Below are 26,756 nucleotides of genomic sequence, written 5' to 3'. Positions count from 1 at the left end.
TCGCTCCCTGGTGGACCATGCCCACGCTGCAAACCCTGTTGCTCTTTCTGGCTGCCGATCTGGCGCTCAAGATCACGCCCGGCCCGGACATGGCACTGACGCTCACGCGCGGGATGACGCAAGGCTTTCGGATTGCGTGGCTCAGCGTACTGGGTACCTGGTCGGCAGGCTTGGTTCAGATCCCGCTCGTAGTGCTGGGCCTGGCGGCCTTGTTTCAGCACTCTCCCGTGCTGTTTTCAGCGGTCAAGATTCTGGGGGCGCTGTATCTGGTGTATCTGGGCGTGCGCGCATTGCGGCGCTGCGCCCGCCCGCCACGGGATCTGGAGACCGGCGCAGCCGAGACGTCCGCCCGCGATGCCTATTGGCAAGGTCTGTTCACCAATTTGCTCAATCCCAAAGTCTTCCTTTTTCTGGTGGCCTTCCTGCCTCAGTTCACCGATGCGGCGCGCGGCCCCATCTGGGTACAGATGCTGCTGCTGGCCTTGCTGTCCAAGATGTTGGGGCTGGGCACGGGCGCATGCCTGGCCTACGGTGCCGCACGCATCCGCGGCTGGCTGATGCGCAATCCCTGGTTTCTACGCTTTCAGGACGGCCTGCTGGGCGCGGCCATGCTGAGCATCGCCGGCTGGCTAGTGCTCAATCGCGATCCGCTGCCCGGCCGCTGACGTCCCACGCATGCCGCGCTCGGCCCGCTGAGGCAGCGGGCGCGGTTAAGCTAGGGATCCCATTGAGCCACGGAAGCCCGCCCTCATGACTTTGCCCAACGCGCCAGATCTCACCGCCGCGCAACGTGCGCGCGTGCAACATAGCTTCGAACGTCAGGGTCTGATGCGCCATCTCGGCGCCACGCTGGTCGAGGTGACGGCCGGCCGGGTCGTCATCCGCATGCCCTTCAAGCCTGAACTCACGCAGCAACACGGCTACTTTCACGCCGGGGCCACCAGCGCGATTGCCGACACAGCGGGCGGCTATGCCGGCTACTCCCTGTTTCCTGAGGGCAGCTCGGTCCTCACCATCGAATTCAAGATCAATCTCGTGGCGCCCGCGCGCGGCGATCATCTGGAGGCGATCGGCAAGGTGCTGCGCCATGGGCGCACGCTGACCCTGTGCCAGATGGAAGTCTTCGGCGTCGAGGATGGCCAGCGCACACTGGTGGCCGTCGGGCAACAAACGCTGATGTGCATGCACGGCAAGCCGGGCACGCTTCAATCCAGCCCGTCGCAATAACGCTGGATGGCCTGCCAGGCCGCCGCTTCGGCATGCGGCCAGGGCCGGGCGCCCGTCAAGCGTGGCTCGACCTCGCGCACGAACAGCTCGAAGACCCCGGCGTCGCACTTACGCCCCACCTCGCCGGCCAGAATGCCCATGGTCTCTGCGTGCGTGCGCTCACCATGATAGGAACGCGCCGAGGAGATGGCGTCATAGGCATCCGCCAGGCTGATCATGCGCGCGGCCAATTCGATCTGTTCGCCCGCCAGACCATCCGGATAGCCGGTGCCATCGACATTCTCGTGATGATGCCGCACCGCCCGGGCCAGTTGATCGCCCAACGGCAGTTCCGCCGCTCGGACGATGCGCTCGCCCAGCACGGAGTGTTCCTGCATGCGCGCCCAATCGGCGCGGTCGAGCCGGCCCTTGAAATCGAGAATCCTTGCCGGCACGCCCAGCTTGCCGATATCGTGCAGCAAGGCGGCCGCGCCCAGCACATAGCTTTGGGCGGCATCCAGACGGGCCCCTTCTCCCAGCGCCATGGCGATGCGCGCCGTGCGCCGGGAATGACCGGCCGTATGCGGATCACGCTCGGTCAGGGACTGCATCAAGGCTTCGATGCGGCCGATCGCAGTCTGCTGCGCAACCCAGGCTGCGCCGTCAGTGGCCATCGTTGTTCCTACCGGTTCGAGCAGCGACAGGCGAACCCGCGCGTGAGGCAGGCGCGCACGATGAGACAACCGGGGGAACAAACATGAAGAAAGACTGCCAAGCTACCGCATAAAACGCAAATTGTAGCAGAATATGACATCAAATCGCAGGATGGGCGCCGCCGAGCCGGCACGCAGGATAAGATGGGACTCCCCCACAGGAGGCAGTCATGACAGCAAACACTTGGGATTTTCGCGTGCAGCGGCCGACCGGTCAGGACGGCGATTGGCGGATCAGCTATCTGCTCGTGGGCCCCGACGGCAACGAACAGCGCATCGACATCCAGCAACACTATCCTGCCGCCCAGACCGCCATCGATGAGGCCACCCGATTGGCGCAGATCCAGATCGCCGACCTCAACGGCACCGCACCTGAGTTGCAAGCCCCCGATAGCCGCGAAGCCCCCTTCGATCAGCACACCCGCTTCTGATCCGAAGGCAATGCCTTGCTCGCTGGCGCGCGCGGTGGCCCCGCGCCGCCCCTTGATCGCCCTAACCCATCCAAGCCCGCCGACCGCAGAGGCCCTGGCGTGTCAGCGCGGCCATGACCGCGTTCAGTTGCCAAAGGCCCGCCGCAACCTTGCGGCTTCGGCCAGATTCAAACGCCGCGCCTCCTGCTCGGCATAATCGCGCTCGCCGGGTTCATATTGGCCGTCATATAGGCATTTGCTCCGGTTCCAGCGGCACTCGCTACTGGCCTGCGCCGGCGTGAGGGCAGGTTCCGGACGGGCCAGGGACGAACAGCCCGCCAACACGGCGCACACCATGATCAGCCCATACCGCCCCAACGCTCGAATCCCCATGCGCCCTGCTCCCTTTGCCTCTGCTCATCCTGATCGCTGGCCTTGTCGCTCGGACTGAAGCCAACTCATGCTCATCATCGTCGCATATGGCGAACCGGTGGCCGAATAATGCCGCCGATAATGCAACAAAATCCATCCTAGTATCCGTGATATGGTTACTCAGATAATGCACTGCATTATCTGAGCATCACGACGCCTGCGCCTCGCGCAGACAATGGCAGTCATGCCCGACGAGCTGTTCACTGCCGGGACGCATCCATCACACCAACGCCAGCAGGGGCATCGCCGTGATAGATTCGGTTTCGCATCGCCCGCTCGATTCTCCGATCCGTCCCGTTACGGGCAGCCAATGAGGCGCGCAACGAGGGCCGCATGCCAATATGCAGCGATCGCCATACTGCTGTTGGCCACGCTCATCCTCACGCTGATGACGCATCACGAGCAGCGCAAAGCGCGCCACCAACACGAACGCATGCGCGCGCAGGTCATGAATCTGCAGCACCAGCTCGACCAGCAGGCCCGGGCAACGCTCGCGGCCGGGTCCAAGCTCGATGCCGCCGAGGCGGCAGCCCGGCGCGCCGCGGACCTCGCCCATGCGTAGAAGGCCCTCATCGAAACCGCACGCCGGGATGCCCTTGTCACGCCGTCCGTCCTCTTGCCTGGCACGCCTATCGTGCGCGGCATCAGCTGGACCGCGATGCAAGGCACGACGATCAAGGTCCTCGAAGCCCCGCTCAATATGCGCGAAAATGTGCGCGCGGCCATGGCGCTGCCGAACGAGCGCGTCTGGGACGGCAAAGGGCTGCTGCCCATTCCCTGGCCCCAGGTGTACACCGAGGTTTTCAAACAGGAATTCGCGCCTTACACCTTCGCCCAGAATGCCGCCATTTTGCGCCATACCGCGCAGGCGGCACCGCAGACGCCCATCAAGGACGCCGCGGATTACCTGCTCAGGCAACTCGCCGCCTATACGCGTGACGGCTATGTCCGTTATGACTTCGACCACAGCATGCAGGGCGGCAGGCTGAAGAAAGGATGGACGAGCGCACTCGGTAATGCGTTTGCCGTGATCGGCCTGCTGGATCTGGCCGCGGCGACCCATCGACCGGAGCTGACCCGGCTGGCATATGCCTACCTGCAGAAGCTCGCCTGGACCGGTGCCAACAACGACCTGGTGATGGTCGACGACGCCAGCTTTCTATGGTTTGAAGAAACGCCGCCCTTTGACGGCCGCCGCACCCATGTCATCAACGGCCACGTGGGTGTGGTGTTCGCCTTTTACTATTACACCCAGCAAACGGGCGACCAACAGTTCGTACCCCTTATCCGCGCAGGCCTTGCCACCATGGCGCGCTATATGTGGGAGGTACGCCGTCCGGGCGAGAACAGCGCGTACTGGCTGTTTGACGCCAATGTGGCTGACTATGGCCCCTTGCGGGCCATCAATTTCGCCGAAGCGCTCTACCGCATCAGCGGCAACCCGTCATTCAGAAACGTCGCGGACGCCTATCGCACGGACAACGCCATTCGCTGACCGCGCGCCGCCACCTCGCCCTGCAGGGGCCGCCAGCGCCGCGCCTCACCTCATTGGGCGGCGGCGTTCTGTCTGGGTACGCCATAGATAAACGGATAGGCCGGCTCTGACATCACCACGGGCCCGGGGCCGACCTGATCGGAACCCGCCAAACCCACCCAGGCGATCATCTTGCGGCGGAAGTTGCTGGCCGGCATGCTTTCATAACGGTTGCCCTGCGTTTCGGCCACCATCGGGAAAGTCAGGATATAGCCGCCCTTGCGATCCAGGACATCGATGATGCCGCCGATGAAGGCCATGTTGACGGTCGGATCGAGCGTGTAGGTCTCGCCATCGACGATCACATTGAGATAGACGTGGTTGGGAATCGTCGCCAGCTCACTCTTGATACCGTACTGATCCAGCACGTACTTGAGCAACATGACGTAATCAATGCAGCAAGCCACGTAGGAGTCGACAAACTGCGCGAACGACTCGACTTTCTTGTCGCCCTCGTTCAACAAAACACATCCGGCGCCTTCCGAATCCACCACGTTCCCGTAGTGGTACATCGCGTTGATCGAATTCATCGCATGCAGCGCGAGAACCAGATCCCGGGGCAGCCCCCTGACGGAATCGGGAAACACTTCGGGTTTGAACTTTCGTTTAATAAAGGCAGCCAGGCCTTTGTTCGTGTGTATTTCCTTGATTTGTTCCTTGCGCTGGAACATATCGAGGTAATAGGTCGTGGGGACGTTATAGGTTTTCAGATACTGCGATGGATAGAAAGTCGTATTGGACAAATCCGCATCGCTGACCGTGTCCATCTGCCCGAGATACTTATTCAGGACCTGTGTCTGATCAGATTTTCTGCGCGCATTCAAATGAAAATCAAACACGCCGCTGCCGTCCATGGGCAGGGAGAATGCGCCGGACGACGAATAATCCGTAACCGGGGTCCAGGGCAACTCGGGCTTGGATTCTCCCGCGTCAGGGCGAAACCTCACCAGCACCTGATACTCGAGTTCCGGATCGGGGCTGTCCACTTGACCCGATATTTTCCCCTCCAGTACGGTCCCCCCCAGCAGCAAGCCCGAGACTTGCGGCCCCCCCTCCGCCAGACAGAGCAAGGGCAAACATAGCAACACCATCAATAGCTTACGCATGCCCACGGCTCCCATTGAGCGGCAAGCGTAAGGCCGAGGGATGCGCAATCCGCGTGCGGGCGGCGTCAGTGAAGCGGATCAAACCCAGTGCAGAAAAATAAAGCATGGAAGTCAGCCTAAACCGGAGATGCGCTCATTTTAGCCAGACTGTCATATAAAGCATGAGGCGCCCCCCCTTTCAGCCGGGCGAGGTGGCTAAGGCGCCGGCATGGCACGCCCCCCCCTCAGGCCAGCCAGAAAGACACCCGGCTGATCGGAAAACCCCTGCGCCACCCGCCCGGCTCGCCCTCCGGTTTCCCCGGAATCCGCGCCCCTTGCGGCCCCCTCCCCCCCACAGACATCGGCGCGACATCCAGCGCAACACCTCTCTGCTAACACACTTATATGGCATCCATGGTGCCTACGCTAGAATTGCCCGCATACCGCAGCAATGCGAACAGGACACCCTTCCCTGACGATGAGAAAACTACTTGTCTGTGCCGCGATATTCTTTATTTCTTTTGCTGCCTATGCCAGCAGCCTGCCGAAAATCGCCGACCTCGATCTGGGTGGTGTGAGGCTGGAGGGGACGGAACGCGGCCGCGTCGCCGCGCCTGAGGATGGCGTCGAGTACCAATTTCTCATGCGTTATCGTCCCGACGCCGGCGAGCAGAAACCTGAAATCTCCTGGACCCCGCTTTCGGATTACTCCCGTGACGGGGCATTCAGTGTGGATCTCAATGGCCGTGGAATCTATGACTTCCACATCCAGGCCCGTAAATCCGGATCGACTGAAAAAATCATCAACGCCTACCTTGGACAAATTGAGGTCACGAGCGAAGCCGCGCTTTCGCGGTTGACCTTTTATTCATCGAGGGATGTCAAAAGCTACAGCGTGGCCATTGATGATTACCTCGGAATCTTCAGTCACAAGGAAGCGATGGCGGCACTCGCCACGGGGCCCGATTTCTATAAATTCGTCGTCGACACCTACCAACCCCGGCTGTTCCCTGAATCCCTGCGCGAACTGGGCACGGAAGCGCTGTTCTCGATTCATGCCATGAATACCGTCGCGGCGCTCTATCACTACGGAAACTTTCAAAACAAGGAAGCTCTGGGCTGCGTCATCGAGAATGAAAGCGGGCAGCGCATAAGGAATTTCAGTGAATTTACTCGATCCGAGATTGGATGTTGCTATGACTACGCGGCCTTGCTCGCGTATGTGCTGCACCGGCGGGGAATCAAGTACGAATACCGCTACATCCCGGGCCATGTTTTCGTCGATGCCCAAATAGCCGGAAAAACCTATACCTTCGATCCCACGGTGAATATCGCCTATGTGGGTGGCATCGAAGATGCAGTTTCGGATCGCACGGGTTACTTGCTGCTTTTCCCGCTGGCCGCAGCCGAGATGGGCAACCGATACGAAAGCGCGGATTTACCGATTTTTCGCCGCAAACTGCTCGCCTGGCTTGGCCTGGCGTCTGTCGACGATATTTCCAAAGAGGCCCCCTCTGACCTCATGGCAAAGATCGAGGCCATCGTATTTGCCGACAAATGACGGCCGGCCCGCCCCCTCCCGCCCCAGCGCTGCACCCAAGCGATCTCAGGCCGCCGCCCTATAAACGCCCAAAAAGAAACAGCCGCCATAACTGGCGGCTGTCGTTACCTGATTGCCCAGGATTTCTTGGTAGGCCCCCCGAGAGTCGAACTCGGCACCAACGGATTATGAGTCCGCTGCTCTAACCAGGCATGAGCTAGAGGCCCTTAAAACTTACTGACCTTCCAGGAAGCTCTTGAGCTTGTCGGCGCGGCTGGGGTGACGCAGCTTGCGCAGTGCCTTAGCCTCGATCTGACGGATCCGCTCACGGGTGACATCAAACTGTTTGCCGACTTCCTCGAGCGTCTGGTCGGTACTCATTTCAATACCAAAACGCATGCGCAAAACCTTGGCTTCACGCGGGGTGAGGGAGTCTAACACTTCTTTGACCACATCGCGCATGGAACCATGCAACGCTGCATCCGAGGGCGCCAGCGTGGACGTATCCTCGATGAAGTCACCCAGATGGGAGTCATCATCGTCACCGATCGGCGTCTCCATGGAGATCGGCTCTTTGGCGATCTTCAGGATCTTGCGGATCTTGTCTTCAGGCATGTCCATCTTCTGCGCCAGCGTCGCGGGATCCGGCTCGGCGCCGGTTTCCTGCAGAATCTGACGGCTGATGCGGTTCATCTTGTTGATCGTTTCGATCATGTGAACCGGAATACGGATGGTACGCGCCTGATCGGCGATGGAACGGGTGATGGCCTGGCGAATCCACCACGTGGCGTAAGTCGAGAACTTATAGCCGCGACGGTATTCGAACTTGTCCACGGCCTTCATCAGGCCGATGTTGCCCTCCTGGATCAGATCCAGGAACTGCAGGCCACGGTTGGTGTACTTCTTGGCAATCGAGATCACCAGACGCAGGTTGGCCTCGGTCATTTCACGCTTGGCCTTGCGGGCCTTGGCCTCACCGGTGGCCATGCGCTTGTTGACGTCCTTGAGGTCCTTGAGCGGCAGCACGACGCGCGTTTGCAGGTCGATGAGCTTCTGCTGCAGTTCCTGCACAGCGGGAATCTGACGCTCCAGCGTTTCGGCATAGGGATGGCCGGCGGCCACTTCCTCGACGACCCACTGCAGGTTGGTCTCGTTGCCCGGGAAGACTTTCAGGAAGTGCGAGCGCGGCATACCGGCGCGATCCACGCAGGTATGCAGCACGGCGCGCTCGAGCTGCCGGACTTCCTCGACCTGATTGCGCAGGGTGTCAGCCAGCTTCTCGACCATCTTGGCCGTGAAGCGGATGCCCATCAATTCGTTCTGGATGGTCTCTTGCGCCTGAACGTAGGTTTCGGAGCGATAGCCGTCTTTCTCATACGACTGGCGCATGCGATCGAACTGCTTGGACACCTCATCGAACTTGGCCAGGGCCTTGACGCGCAGGTCTTCCAGCTGCTTGCTGGACATGCCGCCGGCCGGGCCGTCATCGCCTTCGTCTTCGTCGGCGGTCACGCCGGCGCCAGCGTACTCTTCGCCGTCCTCGGGATCGACCAGGCCGTCGACGACCTCATCGATCTGGGCCTGGCTTTCACGCACGCGGGTGGCATGGGCAAGGATTTCATTGATGGTGGTGGGACAAGCGGAGATGGCCATGACCATGTGCTTGAGGCCGTCTTCGATGCGCTTGGCGATCTCGATTTCGCCTTCGCGCGTGAGCAGCTCGACCGAACCCATTTCGCGCATATACATACGCACGGGATCGGTCGTGCGGCCGAAGTCCGAGTCCACCGTGGTCAGCGCGGCCTCGGCTTCGTCCTCGACGTCATCGTCGTTGGACGCGACCGGCGCGTTCTCGCTCATCAGCAGCGTTTCGGCGTCGGGGGCCTGGTCATAGACCGAGATCCCCATGTCGCTGAAGGTGCTGATGATGCCGTCGATGGCTTCGGCATCGACCAGATCATCGGGCAGATGGTCGTTGATTTCACCGTAGGTGAGGTAGCCGCGATCCTTGCCCAGCTTGATCAGCTGCTTGAGGCGATTGCGGCGCGCTTCATATTCCTCGGGCGAGACGGGACCGCGAGCCAGCAGCTCCTTGGGATCACCCTTGCCACGCTTGCCGCCGCGCTTGGCCGGCTTGAAATCGGGCACGACCTCGCCTTCGCCGTCCATCGGATCGTCGAAGGAATCGCTGTCGTTATTGGCGTTCTTGGCCGGTCGGCCGGGACGGCGGCCGCTGGGCACGCGCGCCGCCGGCGCGCCGACCAGGTCGGCGAGCTTGTCTTCCGCCTTTTTGGCCCGCGCCTTGGTGGTTTTTTCACCTGCGGCGGCGGCCGGCTTGGCGGCCTTCTTGGCCGCGGTCTTGGTTGCGGTCTTGGCGACCTTCACCGCCGTCTTGGCGGGCGCTTTTTCCGCCGCCATGCTGACGACCCGCTTCTGGGGCGTCGTGAGGGAGGCGTCAGCCGCTTCGATCGCTGATGAGGTTTTGCCGGTGGATTTGGTCATAGTCGCTTCCGTAGTCGTCGCAACCCGTTGGGGTTTGGTGCACCGCGTGCCGGTCGGGGCCGGTTGGCGGGTAAAACGGGTGGGCAGGCAGAAGCCGCAAGTCCGCGTTGGGCGCGGATCTGGCATCAAAGCCCCGGAAAGTTACCTCTGGCCCTCAAGCCCGGAAACCGTCCTGGTCGCAGTTTCACCCATGGCCATCCGGTCGGGACATCAGGGACGCTGTCGTTGCCTGCAACAGGCGGGGCTAAGCGGGGGCACAGGCCCTCCTCGCTTGCCATACGGACTCAACGTCTAACCTCGATGCCGCCAGCCGGACGGTCGTGGATTGCACGACCCACCTTCTCGCTATCGATATTCAGTACAACGGTTCGGCGCGGCGCACCCGCTGGATAAACAGGTTCGCATCATGCCAGTATGCGCATTTCAGTGACGCAATACCAGCCTGCCGCGCAAAAAACCGTTGCCATGTTTTACTGCCAGACGCTCCCATAATGGCAAACGCCCTTCTACCATAGCGAATCAGCCAAAATTTAGGACTGATCCGCCAAAATCCTGGTTTCCCTACGCCGGCGGCATCCAGACCGCCCGCCCACGCATGCCGCTGGCGTCGCTCGCCGCAAGCATCCGAGGAAAACCCTAAAGTTTACCGTACTTTTATCTCAGCCCTGCCGTGCTTAAGACCGCCAAACGCTGGCGGAGTTCGGCATAACGCTTGCGCGATTCATCCGTCCCCAACCCTTCATGCGCCAGCCGCGTCATCTCGGCGCGCAGGGTGTCGATCTCGATGCGGCGCAGGGCATCGTCCCATTCGGTCTGCGGTTCGGGCAGATCTTCCTGGGCCATCATGTCGGCCCGCAAACCCTTGAGCACCACATAAAGATCCGAATCCGGATCCGCCGCCTCCATCAGGGCGCCGACGTGGCGCGCACCGCTGGCCTGCGCCAGGACGATCAGGTCCCGCACAAGACCTAGATTGGGGCCATGGTCGATGACTTCAAGTTGCTGGTCGCCCATGGTGTCCACGATCTCGGGATGCGCCAGCAGCAGACACAGCAGACGGCGAGCCAACGAGGGCATGACGCGCCGGCCTTCGTAACCGCCAACCTCGTCACGGCGCCCGCGCCCTTTCCAGTCTCCTTTGCGCTCGCCCTTACCCTTCCAGTCGCTGCGCGCCTTGAAGCCCCCTTGCCTGGCACCGCCCTGCTGCCACGCCGGTGCCTCACCCATCGCGCCGACCGAATAGGCATCATGATCGGCTTCCGAGATGGGCTCATAAGCCCAATCCGGCGGCGGCTCATCCGCCGGCGCGGCAGCATCGCTGCGTGCCGCCGCAACAGCCACGGGCGCCGGGGTGGCGCCCGCCTGCGCTTGCTGGCGGGCCGCTGCCTGCGCCTGCATCTGCGCCGAATACTGCGCCAGCGACTGCGCCATTTCTTCCGGCGTGAGCTGGACCAGCTTGGCCAGCTCGCGCTCGATCTGGGTTTTCAATCCGCACTCGGGGACATCCGCCAGCAAGGGCTTGGCTTCATGCAGGCAACTGGCCCGCCCTTCTGCCTCGCCCAGATTGTGGCGTGATGCCAGTTCATCGAGCAGAAAGCGCGACAAGGCGCTGGCCTGCGCCATCTGCTCGCGAAACGCGTCGGCGCCGAACTCGCGCACATAAGAGTCCGGATCATGCTCGGCAGGCAAAAAGAGAAAGCGAATGGCGATATCGTCGCGCAATACCGGCAGACAAGCCTGCAAGGCGCGCCACGCCGCGCGTCGCCCCGCCGCGTCGCCATCAAAACTGAAGACGACTTTATCGCTGGCGCGCAACAGCTTCTTGACGTGATCCGGCGTGGTCGACGTACCCAGGGTGGCCACGGCATTGCCAATGCCCAGCTGCGCCAGGCCGACCACATCCATATAGCCTTCGACGACGATGACCACGCCTTCCTGGCGAATGGCCAGCCGGCCCTCCCAGAGGCCATAGAGCTCGTGACCCTTGCTGAAGACGGGCGTTTCCGGTGAATTGAGATACTTGGGCTCACCCTTGCCGATGATCCGGCCGCCAAATCCGATCAGACTGCCCCGCGTATTGCGGATGGGGAACATGACGCGTTCGCGGAAACGGTCGTAGCGGCGGCCATCCTCCGACTCGATCACCAGACCGGCTTCGACCAGGGTCGGATCGTCGTAATTGTCGAACACCTTGGCCAGACCGTGCCGGTCCGTGCCGGACCAGCCAAGACCGAAGGCCTTGGCGACCGCGCCCGTCAGACCGCGTTGTTTCAGATAAGCGATGGCGTCAGGCGAGGCACGCAACAGGCGCAAGTAATGCGTCTGGGCAGCATCGAGAACCTGGGTATGGCGCGAGACCTCGGCCTTGCGGCGAGCGGACTCAGCCTGCTGTCGCGGGCTGCGCGGCTCTTCGGGGACCGTCATTCCCGCCGAGGCGGCGAGCGTACGCACGGCCTCGGGGAAATTTGCGCCCGTGTGCTCCATCAAAAAAGTGATGGCGCTGCCATGGGCTCCGCAACCGAAGCAATGATAAAACTGCTTGGTGGGGCTGACGGTAAAAGACGGGCTTTTCTCGTTGTGAAAGGGGCACAGGCCAAGCAGGTTGGCCCCGCCCTTGCGCAACTGCACATATCGCCCGATGACGTCGACGACGTCGACCCGGGCGAGCAAATCTTGTATGAATGATTCAGGAATCAATAGATTCGGGAATCAGATCAATACATGCGCGGGGGCAGTTGCTGGCTACGAATCCGCTTGTAATGGCGCTTCACCGCGGCGGCGTGCTTGCGCTTGCGCTCGGCCGTGGGCTTCTCATAGAACTCGCGCGAGCGCAGTTCGGTGAGCAAACCGGTTTTTTCGATGGTGCGCTTGAAGCGACGCAGAGCGGCTTCAAACGGCTCGTTTTCCTTCAGTCGAACGATAGGCATAAATTCAGTGTCTTGGGTAACAGCGATTGATTAACAAACCTGGCCAAACCGGTGCCCTGCCCACCCCGCAAACGCCTGTTTTTGGGGTGTACGCAGAAAAACCGGCATTCCCGGCTAGCCGGGTCGCTCCCGGGTGGTTAAAAACCACCGCGGCTGTTTCCGTGGCGTTGTCACCCAAGTAAGAGACCGAAAAATCGGTACGCGGGAAACGAGCGCCAGGTTCGGTTTAGCGATAACCAGCGATTCTAGCACGATAGAGCCTGCTTTGAACAGAGGCAGGCGCCCACCTCTTAACGATTGCCCTTGCGCACCCAGGACTCGAGCTGATGGGGCCGCAGGCTGTCGTAGTCTTCGAAAGGCTGATGTATCCACGGATTGGTCGGAAGCTTGTCGACGTAGTAGTCCGGGGTGACTTGCGAGTGCCCCTTCCACCACAACACCGCGCTCTTGAGCTCGGTGATGGCCGGGAACTGTTCCTTGAGGTGGTTGAACACCTTGTTGAACGTCATGCCGGTATCGACCATGTCGTCAACCAGCAACACCCGGCCGGACAAAGTGCCGCGCGTGATGGTGATGAACTGGGCGATATCCAGGTCGCCCTGCTTGGTGCCGGCGGCCTCGCGATAGCTGCTGGTGGCCAGAATACCCAGGGGCACGTCATAGATGCGGGACATCACATCCCCGACACGGACGCCGCCTCGTGCCAGGCACAGAATCTGGTCAAACTCCCAACCAGATTGGTATACCTGCAGGGCCAGCTTCTCGATCAATCGATGGTAGTCGTCCCAGGTCACCCAGACATGGCTGTCATCATTTTGTGGCGAGCTCATAGGCGCTTTAACTCCTGCTGGAAAATACGAAAAGGCCGCCGGCGGCGTGTTGCCGCGGCGGCCGTGCGTAATCATAACCCGACGCGCGTGCGTGGCGCAGCGCCGGGTGCCCCTGCCCAGGGGCTGATCAGCCCTTCAGGGGATGGCGCAAGACGATGGTCTCGTTGCGGTCCGGGCCGGTCGACACCAGGTCGATGGGCACGCCGCAAACCTCGGCCACACGCTCCAGATAGCGGCGCGCGTTGGCGGGCAATTTGCTGTACTCCGTGATGCCGACGGTCGACTCCGACCAGCCCGGCAGCTCTTCGAGCACCGGTTGCGCCTGGGCCACGGCATGCGCGCCATAAGGCAACACATCGCGGAACTCGCCATCGACGCGATAACCCACGCCCAACTGCAGCGTTTCCAGGCCATCGAGCACGTCCAGCTTGGTGATGCACAAACCCGAGATGCCATTGAGACGCACCGAGCGCTTGAGCGCGGCGCCATCAAACCAGCCGCAGCGGCGCGGACGGCCGGTCACCGAGCCGAATTCCTTGCCCACGGTGGCCAGGCGGGTGCCGACTTCATCGAGCAACTCGGTCGGGAACGGACCCGAGCCCACGCGCGTGGTGTAGGCCTTGGTGATGCCCAGGACGTAGTTCAGCGTTTGCGGACCCACGCCTGCGCCCGCCGAGGCCGCACCGGCCAGGCAATTGCTGCTGGTGACATAGGGATAGGTGCCGTGATCCACGTCCAGCAACGCGCCTTGCGCGCCTTCGAACAGGAAGTTGGCGCCTTGCTGCTGCGCCAGGAACAGGCTGCTCGAGACGTCGCGCACCATGGGCTGGATGGCCGGGGCGAGCGCCATGGCCTGATCACGAACCTCATTGGCCGACACGGCTTCGGCGCCCAGATACTTGGTGAGCACGAAGTTGTGATAATCGAGCACTTCGGCCAGCTTGGCATCGAAGATATCGGGCGTGAACAGATCCTGCACGCGCAGCGCGCGGCGAGCGACCTTGTCTTCATAGGCCGGGCCGATGCCGCGGCCGGTCGTGCCGATCTTGCCGTCGCCCTTGCGCGCTTCACGGGCCTTATCGATCGCCACGTGGTACGGCAGGATCAGCGGGCAGATCTCGGAAATCTGCAAACGCGAGCGCACATCCAGACCGGCAGCTTCGAGCTCTTCGATTTCCTTGAGCAGCGCTTCGGGCGAGAGCACGACACCATTGCCGATATAGCAGGTCACGCCGGGATGCATGATGCCCGACGGAATCAAACGCAGGATGGTCTTCTTGCCGTTGATCCACAGCGTATGCCCAGCATTGTGGCCGCCCTGAAAGCGCACCACGCCCTGGACGGACTCTGCCAGCCAATCGACGATCTTGCCCTTGCCCTCGTCACCCCACTGGGTGCCGATCACCACTACGTTCTTGCTCATGTCATGAATCAATATCGAGTTTCTCGGGAAATCCGGAAATCTCCCCGCGGCCCTTCCCCGATAGGGAGGGAGTTAGTCACAGCGCTTTGATCGTCCAGGCGCCATCATGTAGCGCAAGCTCGCGATCACAAACGAATTCGTCCTGGTCATGCTCGTGGCCGGGCAGTACCTGAACGACGATTTCGCCCGACTGACGCAGTGCTCGCACTGCAGCAGCCAGGGCGGGGTCCTGCCCCCAGGGTGCGCGAATCGCGCGCCCGGGCTCCGCCGGAGTCAGCCCGGCTGCCAGCTTGCGCAGATCCAGACTGAAACCCGTGGCCGGGCGAGCCCGGCCAAACGCGTGACCGACGTCGTCATAACGCCCGCCACGCACCAATGCATCGTGCCAACCTTCGGCGTAAAGCGCGAAGGTCACGCCTGAGTGATAGCCATAGCCCCCGACGTCCGCCAGATCCAGGCCCAGCGCCACATCGGGCACCGCCAGCGCCAGACGCTCGAGTTCGTCGAGCGCCGCGGCCAGCGCCGGCAAGGCCGGCAACGCCTGACGCGCACGCGCGATGACATCGATCTGCCCGTACAGGCGCGGCAAGAGCGTCAAGGCGCGCAAGGTAGCGGGCTGCAGCGCGGGCTCGGCATGCTCGAGCTCGGCCAGACCGGCCACGTCTTTCTCGCGCAGCAAGGTGATGATGAGATCCGCCCGCGCCGCTGCGGCCGGGTCTGCGTCGAACAGCGCCTTGACCACGCCAGGGTGGCTGAGATCCAGGCGCGGACGCGACACGCCGGCAATCGCCACCGTCTCGAGCACCAGTTGCAATATCTCGAGATCCGCCTCGAAACCGGAATGGCCGTAGATTTCGGCGCCGATCTGCAGCAGTTCACGGCTGGACAGCAAGTCCGCGGCACGTGCGTGCAATACCGAGCCGCAATAGCACAGCCGGGTGACGCTTTCGCGATTAAGCAGATGGGCGTCGATGCGGCTGACCTGCGTCGTCATGTCGGCGCGCACGCCCAGCGTGCGGCCGGACAGCTGATCGATCAGTTTGCAGGTGTACAGATTCAGGTCGCTGCCCATGCCGGACAGCAACGAATCGATGTACTCAACCAAAGGCGGCGCGACCAACTCGAATCCGTACGTACGGTACAGATCGAGCAGTTCACGACGCAACTCCTCGATGCGCCGGGCCTCTGCCGGCAGTACGTCGGCCAGGCCTTCGGGCAGCAACCAGTTACCCATGAATATGCACTCTGAAAACGCCTCGACCTTGCGAAAGCGTCGTCCAAACGAAAAAAGGCTGAGAGGGCGTAAGCCCGCTCAGCCTTGCGGAAAGTTTTCTAGCTTACGCGGTATTGTACATGGATCGGCCAGCATGGCCTAGCCAAGCGGGCCGCGCCTTGGCACGACCCGTTCTGGCATCCCACCCCGTTTTTTTGAGACGGCAAAAACGACATCGGCACCCTGGGGTGCCGATGTCGTGAACGCGGTTAATTAGCAGGCGCAGACTGGCCCTGCGGCCCCTTCAAGAAACGGAAGAAGTCGGAAGACGGATCCACCAACAGCACGTCGCTGGGTTTGGAGAACGCCGAACGATAGCCTTCCAGGCTCTTGTAGTACTGGTAGAACTCCGGGTTCTTGCCATAGGCGTCGCTATAGATCGCGCTGGCCTGGGCATCGCCCTGACCCATCACGCTCTGCGCCTTGGCATAGGCTTCGGCCACGATGACTTCACGCTGCCGATCAGCCTCGGCGCGAATGCGCTCGCTTTCGGCGGCACCGATGGAGCGCAGCTCGTTGGCCACCCGCGTACGCTCGGCCTCCATGCGGCGGTACACCGACTCGGAGATCTCGGGGGCGAACTCGATGCGACGCAAACGCACGTCAACGATATGCACACCCAGCGGCTCGGCGCGTTTGGCCACATTGGCCAGGATCTCAGACATGATCTTGTCGCGCTCGGTCGAGACCACGTCCTTGACGGTGCGCACGTTGACCGAGGCATTGAGCGCGTCGCGGATTTGCGCCTGCAGGCGTTCCTGAGCAGCGCGCTCGTTGCCGCCAAAGGTCACGTAGAACAGGCGCGGATCCGCAATACGCCACTTGACGTAAGAATCGATCAGCAGGTTCTTCTTTTCGGAAGTCTGGATGCGCTCGGCATCACTCGATTCAATCGTCAGGATGCGTTTATCCAGCGTGACGATATTCTGGAACGGCGGCGGGGCCTTGAAATACAGGCCAGGCTCGCTGATGACCTTGCGCACTTCGCCCAGGGTGAACTGCAGGGCGTAGTCGCGCTCGCGCACGACGAAAACGCAGGATGACAGGACGGCCAGAATGATGAGAAGGCCGACCAGATAAGGCATGAAACGTTGCATGATCAGGACTCCTCCGGTTAGCGCGACATACGATCGCGGGGCAGCGTATTGGTATTACCGCTGCTGCTACTGCCGGATGAGCTCGCGGGCGTGCCGGCGCGCGTGGGCGGCGGCGGCACCGAAGGCTGAGCAGCCCCCGGTACGCCCAGCGACGCGCCCTGACGGCCCGCATCCTGTGCGGCCTGCTGCATGATCTTGTCCAGCGGCAGGTACAACATATTGTTGGACTTGCCGGCGTCGACCATGACCTTGCTCGAGCGGGAGAAGATTTCCTGCATCGTCTCGAGGTACATGCGGTCACGCATGATCTGCGGCGACTTCTGGTACTCGCCCAGGATGAAGGAGAAGCGCGCGGTATTGCCCTGCGCGTCGCCAAGCACCTTGGCCTTGTAGCCCTCGGCCTGCTCGAGCATGCGCGAAGCCTGCCCGCTGGCCAGCGGCACGACCTGGTTGGCATAGGCCTGGCCTTCGTTGATCTGGCGCTCGCGATCCTGCCCGGCCTTCACGGCGTCATCGAAAGCGGCCTGGACCTGCTCCGGCGGCTGCACGTTCTGGATGGCCACGGTGCTGATCTGAATGCCGGCACTGTAACGATCGAGGATCTGCTGCATCAGCGACTGCACTTCGCCGGCAACCTCGGTACGGCCTTCGTACAGCACGAAGTCCATCGGCTTTCTGCCGACGATTTCACGCATGGCGGTCTCGGCCGCCTGGCGCACGGCCTCGTCCGGATCGCGCATCTTGAACAGGTAGTCCGGCGCACCGTCGGCACGCAGGCGATACTGGACCACGAACTGCATGTCGACGATGTTCTCGTCGGTGGTCAGCATCAGGGCCTCAGGCAGCACCTTGTTGCGCGAACCGCCCCGAAAGCCCACCTCGAAGGTGCGCAGCTGGGAGACATTGACGAGCTCATGGCTCTGGATAGGGTACGGCATGCGCCACTGGAAACCGGCCGGCGCGGTGTTCTTATATTTGCCGAACTGGGTCACCACGGCGACCTGGCCTTCCTGCACGATGAAAAAGCCGCTGGCTAGCCAAAGGGCGACAAGCACCAGGGCAATGATCCCCAGCCCGATGCGCGCGCCCTTGGGCGATGGCCCCGAGAATCCGCCGCCGCGCGGCGGATTCGGGCGATTGCCGCCCCCGCCCTTGCGCCCGAACAAAGAGCCCAGGCGATTATTGAAATCGCGCCAGACCTCGTCCAGGTCCGGCGGACCGTCTCCATTGCCCTGCGGCCGCTTCGGCGGCTCGGAGCCATTGTTGTTTCCACGACCCCAACCGGGGTCATTCAGATTGAAGAGTTTGATGATTCGAGGCATTGTTTCCCGCAATCTGACTGATCTCTGCAATTGCCCCGCGCAACGCATCCAGACCAGCGCGCTCGGTAGCGCTTACAAATACTCGCGCAATCGTACCATGTGCATCTCGCTCCACCCGAGGTTCCAGGCCAGCGCGATCGATCTTGTTATAAACCAGAATGGTCGGGATCTCTGCGGCACCGATCTCCGCCAGCACCTTGTTGACCTCGAATATCTGCTCTTCACGCTGCGGGCTGGCGGCATCGACGACATGCAGCAGCAGATCCGCGTGCACGGTTTCTTCCAACGTCGCGCGGAACGCCGCGATGAGGTTGGGCGGCAGATCACGGATAAAGCCCACCGTATCCGACAGCACGACCGAGCCCGCACCTTCGATCCAGATGCGGCGCGTGGTCGTGTCGAGCGTGGCGAAGAGCTGGTCGGCGGCATAAGCGCCAGCGCGCGTCAGCGCGTTGAACAGCGTGGACTTGCCGGCATTGGTATAGCCGACCAGCGATACGGAGGCCGCGCCGCCCCGGGCGCGCGCCCGCCGTTGCGTGACGCGCTGGCGCTCGACCCGGTCCAGCCGCTCGCGCAGCATCTTGACCTTGGCGCCGATCATGCGGCGATCCATTTCAAGCTGCGATTCGCCCGGGCCGCGCATGCCGATCCCGCCGCGCTGACGCTCCAAGTGCGTCCACAGCCGGGTCAGGCGCGTGGCCAGATGTTGCAACTGGGCGAGCTCGACCTGCAGTTTGCCCTCGTGGCTCTTGGCGCGCAGCGCGAAGATGTCCAGGATGAGGGCCACGCGATCGACCACCCGCAGGTTGAACTCGCGCTCCAGATTGCGCTGCTGTGCCGGAGACAGTGGCTGGTCGAAAAGGACGATGTCAGCCAAAGCCGCGCCGGCCAGGGCCACGCCTTCTTCCACCTTGCCCGAACCGATGAAGTACTTGGCGTCGGGCCGGTCACGCCGCGCGTTCAGCGTCCCGACGATCTCGGCGCCGGCACCTTCGGCCAGCATGACGAACTCATCGGCATGCGCCTGGTGGTCCGGATCCCCGAGGTCAACACTGATGATCAATGCGCGCATGCATGCACCATTTTGGAACCAGAGCGAAAATGCCCGCCGGCGCGAAGCGCGAGGCGGGCAGCAAGAGGTAAAGCTGGAGCGAGACGTTTATTCAGCGGGAACTTCCACCTGAAAGTTGACGGCGCGAGCCGGCACAACCGTGGAGATGGCATGCTTGTAGACCATCTGGGTGACAGTGTTGCGCAAGAGCACAACATATTGATCAAAAGATTCGATCTGCCCCTGAAGCTTGATACCGTTTACGAGATAGATCGACACCGGCACGTGTTCCTTGCGCAGTGTGTTCAGAAACGGATCTTGCAAAGTTTGCCCTTTATTGCTCATTGGCCAGGCTCCATTTGTTTGTTTTGAGTGGTGGCAAACGCCGAAATGTGTACTCTACAGGGTTTTCCCGGGCCGTGCCACTTGGCCCAAAAACGGAATTGCCACGAGAGTTTTCTGCGCCCCAGACCGGTGCAAACCCCTGAAAAAACAGGGATCCTCACTGGCGGCGTGGCTCTGGAGCAGCATCAATGCAACAGGCTCTTCAAGGCTGCGATCAGACTCGAGCACTCGGCTTCCGTACCCACCGTAATCCGCAGAAACTGGTCGATGCGCGGCCGTTTGAAGTGTCGGACGATGATGCTGCGATCGCGCAATTGCGCGGCCAACCCGGCGCCGTCGTGCGCCGGATGACGAGCAAACACGAAATTGGCCGCGGACGGGAGCACCTCGAAGCCCAGGTCAACCAGGCCGGCCACCAGTCGCTCGCGGCTGGCGATCACCGCCTGGCGGGTGCGCTCGAAGTAAGCCTTGTCTTCCATCGCCGCGGTCGCGCCAACGGCGGCGATGCGATCGATGGGATAGGAATTAAAACTGTCCTTGATCCGCTGCAGGCCTTCGATGAGCGCCGGATGGCCGACGGCGAAACCCACCCGCATCCCGGCCAGCGAGCGCGACTTGGACAACGTCTGCACCACCAGCAGATTGGGGTGGCGGCCCACCAGCGAGACAGCCGATTCAGCGCCGAAGTCGACATAGGCTTCATCGATCAGCACCACGCACTGGGGGTTGCCCGCGGCCAGCTTCTCGATATCGGACAAGGGCAATGCCCGGCCAGTCGGCGCATTCGGGTTGGGCAGGATCACTCCGCCGGCCTGACGGCCCGGACGCGGCAGATAATCGTCGACCACCACGCCAAAGGCGTCGTCGAGCGCCACCGTCAGATGCTCGATCTGATAGAGGCCGCAATAAACCGGGTAGAAACTGTAGCTGATGTCGGGAAACAGCAGCGGGCGGCCGTCATGCTTGAAAAAAGCCTGAAAGGCGTGCGCCAGGACTTCATCGGAACCGTTGCCGACAAACACCTGCTCGGGCTGAACATTCAGGGCCCGGGCTACGGCCTGGCACAGCCCCTCGGAAGCAGGATCCGGGTAGAGCCTGAGCGTGTCGTTGGCCGCGGCGCGGATCGCCTGCAGCACTTTGGGCGACGGCGGGTAGGGATTCTCGTTGGTGTTGAGCTTGACCAGGTTCTGCAACTTGGGTTGCTCGCCCGGCACATAGGGGTTCAACGTGGCGACAACGGGACTCCAGTACTGGCTCATTCCTTATCCTGCGCGTAGGGATTGCGCGACGCCTTGAACTCGATGCGCAACGGAGTGCCGGCCAGATCGAACGCATTGCGGAAACGCGTCTCGAGGTAGCGGCGATATGAATCGGGGATGGCGTCGAGCGCGCTGCCATGCACGACGATCAGCGGCGGATTCTGCCCGCCCTGGTGCGCGTAGCGCATCTTGGGACGGAAAATCCCCTTGCGCGGCGGCTGTTGCTGCTCCACCGCCGCCTGCAGCTCTCGCGTGAGCTTGGGCGTGGACAGCTTGGCAAAGGCCGCGGCATGCGCCGCATTGACCGACTTGAGCAAGGGGCGGATGCCCTGCCCCTTGAGCGCGGAAATCGTATGCATGCGGGCGAACGACAAAAAGCGCAGCTTGCGCTGGAACTCGCGCTCGATGCGTTCGCGCTGCTCGTCATCCAGGCCGTCCCACTTGTTGATGGCCACGACCACGGCGCGCCCGGTCTCGAGCACGAAACCCGCGATGTGCGCATCCTGCTCGGAGATTTCGGATTGGGCATCCAGCATCAGCAACACTACGTTGCTGGCCTCGATCGCCTGCAGGGTCTTGATGACGGAAAATTTCTCGACGGCCTCGAAGACCTTGCCCCGCTTGCGCAGGCCGGCCGTGTCGATGAGCGTGTACTTGCGCCCGTCACGATCGAAATCGATCTCGATCGCGTCACGCGTGGTGCCGGGCATGTCGAAGGCGATCACCCGCTCTTCGCCCATCAAGGTATTGATCAAGGTGGACTTGCCCACATTGGGGCGGCCCACGATGGCCAGCTTGATGCGGTGCTCGATCCCTTCCTGCTCGTCTTGCTCGGGCTCTTCCTCTGGCGTGACCAGCCCTTGCAGGGCCATCTCGATCAGATCGACGATGCCATCGCCGTGCGCCGCGGAAATGGGATGGGGCTCGCCCAGGCCCAACTCGTAGAATTCCGAAACGGCCTTGCCTTCGTTCATGCCCTCGGCCTTGTTGACCGCCAGCAGGACCCGCTGTTGCCCCGACTTGCGCAACAACCGGGCGATCTCATGGTCATGCGCATTCAGGCCGGCGCGGGCATCCACCAGAAAGACCACGACGTCGGCCTCGGCGATTGCCTGACGGGTCTGGCGCGCCATTTCGGCCAGGATCCCATCCTTGGCAACCGGTTCGAAACCGCCCGTGTCGATCGCGATGAACGGAATGTCGCCCACTCTGCCCTCGCCATAATGCCGGTCGCGGGTCAGGCCGGAATAGTCGGCCACCAACGCGGCGCGAGAGCGCGTCAGGCGATTGAAGAGCGTGGACTTACCCACATTGGGTCGGCCCACCAGGGCAACAACAGGCTTGAAGGACACGGTGTAAGGCTTGTTCTAAGAGGTTCAGTTAGTGCCGATAAGGACCAGATTGCCGTTGCCGGTCTGGACCAGGACACCCTGGGGTGTCGTTTGCGGCGGCGATACGACGGCTCCGCCGCCCACGGACAAGCGGGCAAGCAGGTGGCCGTCGCTGCGCGACAGGAAGTGCACGTAGCCCTCATTGTCACCCACGGCCATGCCTTCGCCGAGGAAGGCCGGGACGGTCAGGCCCCGGTTCTTCAGGGCGGATTGCTTCCAGGCGTTGTTGCCATTGGCCAGATCGAAGGCGTGGACCACGCTGTACTGATCGGAAGCGAAGGCGAAACGCTGGTCGATGCTCATACCGGTGGAGCTGGAGAAATCCTTGGCCCAGACCGGGCGGCCGCCCTGCGTGACGTCAAAGCAAACGATGCGGCCCTGATAGGCCACCGCGCACAGCAGCGGCCCGGCAATACGCGGCGATCCGACCACATCCGTCAGGCGCTCCAGATCGCTGGCCCCCTTGGGCGTTGCCACCGTGCCTTCCCATTGGACATTGCCCGAAGCGGCGTTGATGGCCAGCAGCTTACCGCCCGGCAGGCCAGTGATGATCATGCCCTCGGCCATGATCATCTCGGACACGCTGCGCAGCGCCAGCGCCGGGCCCGGCCGCTGCAGGCTCCACAGACGCTCGCCGCTGTTGGCGTCGAAAGCCTGGATGCGATAGTCGCCACTGCGCACCACGACCACGCCATAACCCACCACAGGCGGGATGGTGACATCGCTGGTTGCCTGGGCACGCCACTTGACCTTACCCGCATCGTCAAAGGCGATGATCATGCCGCCCGGCGAAGCCACTGCGGTGGTGGTGCCGTCACTGCCCGCACCCGCCGACAGCTTGGTGTCGGCGGCGGCTTTCCAGAGGATACGGCCGCTGAGCAGATCCACCTTGGCCACGGCGCCATCGGGCGTGGCGGCGTAGGCGGCTTCGCCCAGCACCGTGGGCGCAAAGCCCAGGCCCGAGCCGCTGCCGACGGACTGCGACCAGACCGTACGGACCGACATGCCGGCGACATATTCCGTCAGCGGGGCCGGGTCATAGCGGGTGTCGGAGCTGGAAAACAGTGAGCACCCGGAAAGGGCCAACAGCCCGCAGACCACCACAGCACCGCGTCTGGCGCGGCCGGAAAGGGAAATGCGCATCACGTTCAAGCTCCGGTCAAAGCATCGAGTTTCAGTTGCACAACCTGGGTCAGCGGATTGCTGGTGCCCAGGCCGTCAATAGCCTGTTGCCAGGCAGCGCGCGCCTCGTCGCGCTTGCCTTGCGCTGCAAGAATATCGCCACGGCGGTCTGCGAACAACGCCGCGAAGGCGGCAGGAGGGTTATTCAGCTGGCCGAGCGCGGCGTCGTACTGCTTTTGCTCCAACAGCAAACCGGCCAGACGCAGGCGAGCCACCGGTTGCAGAGCCGGCTGCTTGTCCTGGCCCGCCAGCCACTCGAGCTGCTGGCGTGCGCCGTCGACATCCTTCTGTTCGGCCAATGCATTGGCGGCGATCAGCACACCCCGGCCGGCATAACCGGTATGGGGATAGTCGGTGCGCAGCGTGTTGACCGCAGCCTTGATGCGCGCCGCAGAATCGGCGCCCCCCAGGCGCGCAGCGTCTTCCAGCGCCTCGAAATAGCCCATGGCCTGATTGGCGCGATAGGTCTGGTAGGCCTTCCAGCCGCTCCAGCCGCCCCAAGCCACCACGACAGCGGTCGCGGCCGACACCAGCAGCGTGCCATAACGCGACCACCACGCCTTGAGCGCGTCCAGTTTTTCCTGCTCTTCGAGATCGTATGCCATGCTTTAACCCTTGGATTGCAACACGCTAGCCAGCATCGCCAGCGAGACTTTTTCCTGCGCGCCTTCGCCACCGGCATCGGCCCGCAGATACTTGACGCTCGCGGTCTGAGCGGCCACTTCGTCGCCGCCAAGAATAACCGCAACGCGGGCGCCGCTGGCATCCGCACGCTTGAACTGGGACTTGAAACTCGCCGCACCGGCATGCACGATGACAGACAAGCCCGCATCACGCAGATCCTCGCCCACCTTGGCCGCCAGCTTCTGGGCGTCGTCGCCCTGGTGCACGATATAGACCTCGCATTCGGCCCGCGTCTGCACGCCCGCGCTTTGCTCCCACAGATCGAGCAGGCGCTCCATCCCGATGGCAAAACCGACCGCCGGCGCGGGCTTGCCGCCCAGCAGCTCAATCAGCCCATCATAACGGCCGCCGCCGCACACCGTGCCCTGAGCGCCCAGTCGGTCGGTCACCCACTCGAAGACGGTCAGGTTGTAATAATCCAGGCCGCGCACCAGACGCGGGTTCAGGCGATAGGCAATGCCGGCAGCTTCCAGACGCTGGCAGACGCCGTCGAAATGCGCGCGCGACGCTTCGCCCAGGAAATCAAACAGGCGCGGCGCGCCATCGGCCATGTCCTGCAAGGCCGGATTCTTGGTATCCAGCACACGCAAAGGATTGGTGTACAGACGCCGTTTGCCGTCCTCGTCCAGGATGTCGGCATGCTTTTCCAGATACGCGATCAGGGCCGCGCGATGGGCGGCACGTTCGGCGGGCTGGCCCAGCGAGTTCAGTTCGAGCCGGATGTCGGTCAAGCCCAGTTTTTTCCACAGGCGCGCCAGCATGACGATGAGTTCGGCATCGATGTCCGGGCCGGCAAAGCCCAGGGCCTCGACGTCGATCTGATGGAACTGGCGATAACGGCCACGCTGGGGACGCTCATGCCGGAATACCGGGCCGATGGAATACACCCGGTGCGGCCGGTCATAGAGCATGTTGTGCTCGATGGCGGCGCGCACCACCCCCGCGGTCATTTCGGGGCGCATCGTCAACGACTCGCCATTGAGCGCGTCGGTAAAGGTGTACATCTCTTTTTCGACGATATCGGTCACTTCGCCGATGCCACGCGTAAACAGGCGCGTCTGCTCGAGGATGGGCGTGCGCACGTTACGGTAACCGTAAGCCTGCAGCCAATCGCGCACGATCTCTTCGAAGCGCTCCCATTGGGCGCTCGTGTCAGGCAACACATCATTCATCCCGCGGATGGCGGAGACTTTCTGAAAAGCTTGCGTCATTTATGTCATGCCGGCAGTAAAGCGCCAGCCTGTCCTTGTACTCAATGAGAAACAGCGGCGCCATAACGGCGCGCGACGTAGTCTTCGACAATGGCCTGAAACTCTTCGGCGATATGGTCGCCCTTGAGCGTGACCGTGCGTTCACCGTCGATGAAAACGGGAGCGGCGGGCACTTCGCCGGTACCGGGCAAGCTGATGCCGATATCGGCATGGCGGCTTTCCCCGGGACCGTTGACCACACAGCCCATGACGGCGACGTTCATGCTCTCCACACCGGGATAGCGACTGCGCCAGATCGGCATCTGGCGGCGCAGGAAGGTCTGGATGCTGTCGGCCAGCTCCTGGAAGAACGTGCTGCTGGTGCGGCCGCAGCCTGGGCAGGCCACGACCATGGGCGTGAAGGCGCGCAGGCCCATGGTCTGCAGGATCTCCTGCGCCACGATGGACTCGCGCCCCCGGTCGCCGCCCGGCTCGGGCGTGAGCGAAATACGGATGGTGTCGCCGATGCCTTCCTGCAGCAGCACCGCGAGGGCGGCCGTCGACGCCACGATGCCCTTGCTGCCCATGCCGGCCTCCGTCAGGCCCAGATGCAGCGGGTAATCGCAACGAGAGGACAGGTCGCGATAGACAGCAATGAGATCCTGCACATGGCTGACCTTGCAGGAAAGAATGATGGCGTCGCCTCGCATGCCCAGCTCTTCGGCGCGCTGGGCGTTGGTGATGGCCGAAACCACCAGCGCATCACGCATGACGGCCTGGGCCTCCCAGGGCCGGGCACGGCGGCTGTTCTCGTCCATCTTGCGCGCCATGAGCTCGTGATCGAGGCTGCCCCAGTTCACGCCGATACGCACGGGCTTGTCATGGCGGCAGGCCACTTCGATCATCTGGGCGAAGTTATCGTCGCGCCGCTTGCCCCCGCCCATATTGCCGGGGTTGATGCGGTACTTGGACAAGGCCTGGGCGCAATCGGGAAACTGCGTCAGCAGCTTGTGCCCGTTGTAATGGAAGTCGCCCACCAGCGGCACCGACACATTCATGCGGTCGAGCTGCTCGCGGATGGCAATGACTTCGCGCGCGGCTTCCGGCGTATTGACCGTGATGCGTACGATCTCGGAGCCCGCTTGCACCAGCTCCTTGACCTGGATCGCCGTGGCAATGGGATCGGCGGTATCGGTGTTCGTCATGGACTGCACGACGACCGGATTGCCGCCACCGACGGTGACGACCCGCTCACCCCATTTGACTTGGACCGCACGCGTCGAGCGGCGCGGTAAAGAACCCGCTGCTGGCGGCGGCGTGTCCTCGCAGGGATTGGACAAATCTTGCATGTTGGTCCGGA

General features: G+C 62.5%; 25 protein-coding genes and 1 tRNA gene. 6 read left to right on the top strand and 20 right to left on the bottom strand.

Going from position 1 to position 26,756, the window contains the following annotated elements; genetic code table 11:
- Nucleotides 1-17 precede the first annotated feature (17 nt).
- Nucleotides 18-665 (top strand): LysE family translocator, encoded by a 648-nt coding sequence (locus CAL22_RS05925; protein WP_208621907.1) that lies wholly within the window; start codon nucleotides 18-20, stop codon nucleotides 663-665.
- An 85-nt stretch (nucleotides 666-750) separates the two neighbouring features.
- The gene (locus CAL22_RS05920) at nucleotides 751-1,227 is read left to right on the top strand and encodes a PaaI family thioesterase (RefSeq protein ID WP_094811341.1); all 477 of its coding nucleotides are present in this window, start codon (nucleotides 751-753) and stop codon (nucleotides 1,225-1,227) included.
- Here CAL22_RS05920 and CAL22_RS05915 read toward each other — a convergent pair.
- Nucleotides 1,206-1,880 (bottom strand): HD-GYP domain-containing protein, encoded by a 675-nt coding sequence (locus CAL22_RS05915; RefSeq protein ID WP_094811339.1) that lies wholly within the window; start codon nucleotides 1,878-1,880, stop codon nucleotides 1,206-1,208. The genes CAL22_RS05920 and CAL22_RS05915 overlap by 22 nt on opposite strands.
- 209 nt (nucleotides 1,881-2,089) lie before the next feature.
- On the opposite strand from CAL22_RS05915, the gene CAL22_RS05910 reads away from it, so the two are divergent.
- Entirely contained in the window at nucleotides 2,090-2,350 is a 261-nt protein-coding gene (locus CAL22_RS05910; protein WP_094811337.1) for a hypothetical protein, read from the top strand.
- A 123-nt stretch (nucleotides 2,351-2,473) separates the two neighbouring features.
- On the opposite strand, the gene CAL22_RS05905 is transcribed toward CAL22_RS05910, so the two are convergent.
- On the bottom strand, nucleotides 2,474-2,722 hold the full coding sequence (locus tag CAL22_RS05905) for a hypothetical protein (protein ID WP_094811335.1): 249 nt from the start codon (nucleotides 2,720-2,722) through the stop codon (nucleotides 2,474-2,476).
- A gap of 349 nt (nucleotides 2,723-3,071) precedes the next feature.
- On the opposite strand from CAL22_RS05905, the gene CAL22_RS20980 reads away from it, so the two are divergent.
- On the top strand, nucleotides 3,072-3,323 hold the full coding sequence (locus tag CAL22_RS20980) for a hypothetical protein (protein WP_143276943.1): 252 nt from the start codon (nucleotides 3,072-3,074) through the stop codon (nucleotides 3,321-3,323).
- Nucleotides 3,324-3,377: 54 nt separating this feature from the next.
- Entirely contained in the window at nucleotides 3,378-4,256 is an 879-nt protein-coding gene (locus CAL22_RS05895; protein WP_143276942.1) for a D-glucuronyl C5-epimerase family protein, read from the top strand.
- 50 nt (nucleotides 4,257-4,306) lie between these two features.
- Here the strand turns inward: CAL22_RS05895 and CAL22_RS05890 are convergent, their stop codons facing one another.
- Complete coding sequence (locus tag CAL22_RS05890; RefSeq protein WP_143276941.1) at nucleotides 4,307-5,401, bottom strand: hypothetical protein; 1,095 nt, start codon at nucleotides 5,399-5,401, stop codon at nucleotides 4,307-4,309.
- A gap of 457 nt (nucleotides 5,402-5,858) precedes the next feature.
- Here CAL22_RS05890 and CAL22_RS05885 point away from each other — a divergent pair, with 457 nt between their 5' ends.
- The gene (locus tag CAL22_RS05885) at nucleotides 5,859-6,941 is read left to right on the top strand and encodes a transglutaminase-like domain-containing protein (RefSeq protein WP_094811327.1); all 1,083 of its coding nucleotides are present in this window, start codon (nucleotides 5,859-5,861) and stop codon (nucleotides 6,939-6,941) included.
- A gap of 127 nt (nucleotides 6,942-7,068) precedes the next feature.
- Here CAL22_RS05885 and CAL22_RS05880 read toward each other — a convergent pair.
- The 17 genes from CAL22_RS05880 to ispG form a co-directional block, all read right to left on the bottom strand.
- Nucleotides 7,069-7,147 (bottom strand) — tRNA-Ile (locus CAL22_RS05880).
- Between the two features lie 7 nt (nucleotides 7,148-7,154).
- Nucleotides 7,155-9,422, bottom strand: a complete 2,268-nt coding sequence (gene rpoD / locus CAL22_RS05875) for an RNA polymerase sigma factor RpoD (RefSeq protein ID WP_094811325.1) — start codon at nucleotides 9,420-9,422, stop codon at nucleotides 7,155-7,157.
- Between the two features lie 654 nt (nucleotides 9,423-10,076).
- Nucleotides 10,077-12,119, bottom strand: coding sequence for a DNA primase (dnaG, locus tag CAL22_RS05870; RefSeq protein ID WP_094811323.1), 2,043 nt, complete (start codon nucleotides 12,117-12,119; stop codon nucleotides 10,077-10,079).
- A gap of 17 nt (nucleotides 12,120-12,136) precedes the next feature.
- Nucleotides 12,137-12,349, bottom strand: a complete 213-nt coding sequence (rpsU, locus tag CAL22_RS05865) for a 30S ribosomal protein S21 (RefSeq protein ID WP_012417992.1) — start codon at nucleotides 12,347-12,349, stop codon at nucleotides 12,137-12,139.
- Nucleotides 12,350-12,639: 290 nt separating this feature from the next.
- Nucleotides 12,640-13,179, bottom strand: coding sequence for a phosphoribosyltransferase (locus CAL22_RS05860; RefSeq protein ID WP_094811321.1), 540 nt, complete (start codon nucleotides 13,177-13,179; stop codon nucleotides 12,640-12,642).
- A 127-nt stretch (nucleotides 13,180-13,306) separates the two neighbouring features.
- Nucleotides 13,307-14,602 (bottom strand): adenylosuccinate synthase, encoded by a 1,296-nt coding sequence (locus tag CAL22_RS05855; protein WP_167383569.1) that lies wholly within the window; start codon nucleotides 14,600-14,602, stop codon nucleotides 13,307-13,309.
- Nucleotides 14,603-14,678: 76 nt separating this feature from the next.
- Complete coding sequence (locus CAL22_RS05850; RefSeq protein ID WP_094811317.1) at nucleotides 14,679-15,836, bottom strand: ATP phosphoribosyltransferase regulatory subunit; 1,158 nt, start codon at nucleotides 15,834-15,836, stop codon at nucleotides 14,679-14,681.
- 248 nt (nucleotides 15,837-16,084) lie between these two features.
- A complete protein-coding gene (gene hflC / locus CAL22_RS05845) occupies nucleotides 16,085-16,972 on the bottom strand; it encodes a protease modulator HflC (RefSeq protein ID WP_094811315.1) in 888 nt (295 codons plus the stop codon).
- Nucleotides 16,973-16,989: 17 nt separating this feature from the next.
- Entirely contained in the window at nucleotides 16,990-18,294 is a 1,305-nt protein-coding gene (hflK, locus tag CAL22_RS05840; protein WP_094811314.1) for an FtsH protease activity modulator HflK, read from the bottom strand.
- Entirely contained in the window at nucleotides 18,260-19,366 is a 1,107-nt protein-coding gene (hflX, locus tag CAL22_RS05835) for a GTPase HflX (RefSeq protein WP_094811312.1), read from the bottom strand. The genes hflK and hflX overlap by 35 nt, the downstream gene beginning before the upstream one ends.
- An 87-nt stretch (nucleotides 19,367-19,453) precedes the next feature.
- Nucleotides 19,454-19,690 (bottom strand): RNA chaperone Hfq, encoded by a 237-nt coding sequence (hfq, locus tag CAL22_RS05830; protein WP_003810707.1) that lies wholly within the window; start codon nucleotides 19,688-19,690, stop codon nucleotides 19,454-19,456.
- A gap of 185 nt (nucleotides 19,691-19,875) precedes the next feature.
- Nucleotides 19,876-20,949: a histidinol-phosphate transaminase gene (gene hisC / locus CAL22_RS05825; protein ID WP_094811310.1), complete on the bottom strand. Its 1,074-nt coding sequence runs from the start codon at nucleotides 20,947-20,949 to the stop codon at nucleotides 19,876-19,878.
- A complete protein-coding gene (gene der, locus CAL22_RS05820) occupies nucleotides 20,946-22,301 on the bottom strand; it encodes a ribosome biogenesis GTPase Der (RefSeq protein ID WP_094811308.1) in 1,356 nt (451 codons plus the stop codon). The genes hisC and der overlap by 4 nt, the downstream gene beginning before the upstream one ends.
- 24 nt (nucleotides 22,302-22,325) lie before the next feature.
- Entirely contained in the window at nucleotides 22,326-23,486 is a 1,161-nt protein-coding gene (gene bamB / locus CAL22_RS05815; protein WP_094811306.1) for an outer membrane protein assembly factor BamB, read from the bottom strand.
- A gap of 2 nt (nucleotides 23,487-23,488) precedes the next feature.
- Nucleotides 23,489-24,127: a YfgM family protein gene (locus CAL22_RS05810; RefSeq protein ID WP_094811304.1), complete on the bottom strand. Its 639-nt coding sequence runs from the start codon at nucleotides 24,125-24,127 to the stop codon at nucleotides 23,489-23,491.
- Nucleotides 24,128-24,130: 3 nt separating this feature from the next.
- Entirely contained in the window at nucleotides 24,131-25,417 is a 1,287-nt protein-coding gene (hisS, locus tag CAL22_RS05805) for a histidine--tRNA ligase (RefSeq protein WP_094811302.1), read from the bottom strand.
- A gap of 41 nt (nucleotides 25,418-25,458) precedes the next feature.
- The gene (ispG, locus tag CAL22_RS05800) at nucleotides 25,459-26,745 is read right to left on the bottom strand and encodes a flavodoxin-dependent (E)-4-hydroxy-3-methylbut-2-enyl-diphosphate synthase (RefSeq protein ID WP_094811300.1); all 1,287 of its coding nucleotides are present in this window, start codon (nucleotides 26,743-26,745) and stop codon (nucleotides 25,459-25,461) included.
- Between the last annotated feature and the right edge of the window lie 11 nt (nucleotides 26,746-26,756).

Origin of the sequence: Bordetella genomosp. 12 (genome assembly GCF_002261355.1) — a bacterium.
Taxonomy (GTDB): domain Bacteria; phylum Pseudomonadota; class Gammaproteobacteria; order Burkholderiales; family Burkholderiaceae_B; genus Bordetella.
Note: the sequence above shows the minus strand (reverse complement) of the source record. Positions and strands in the feature narration are given on the sequence as shown.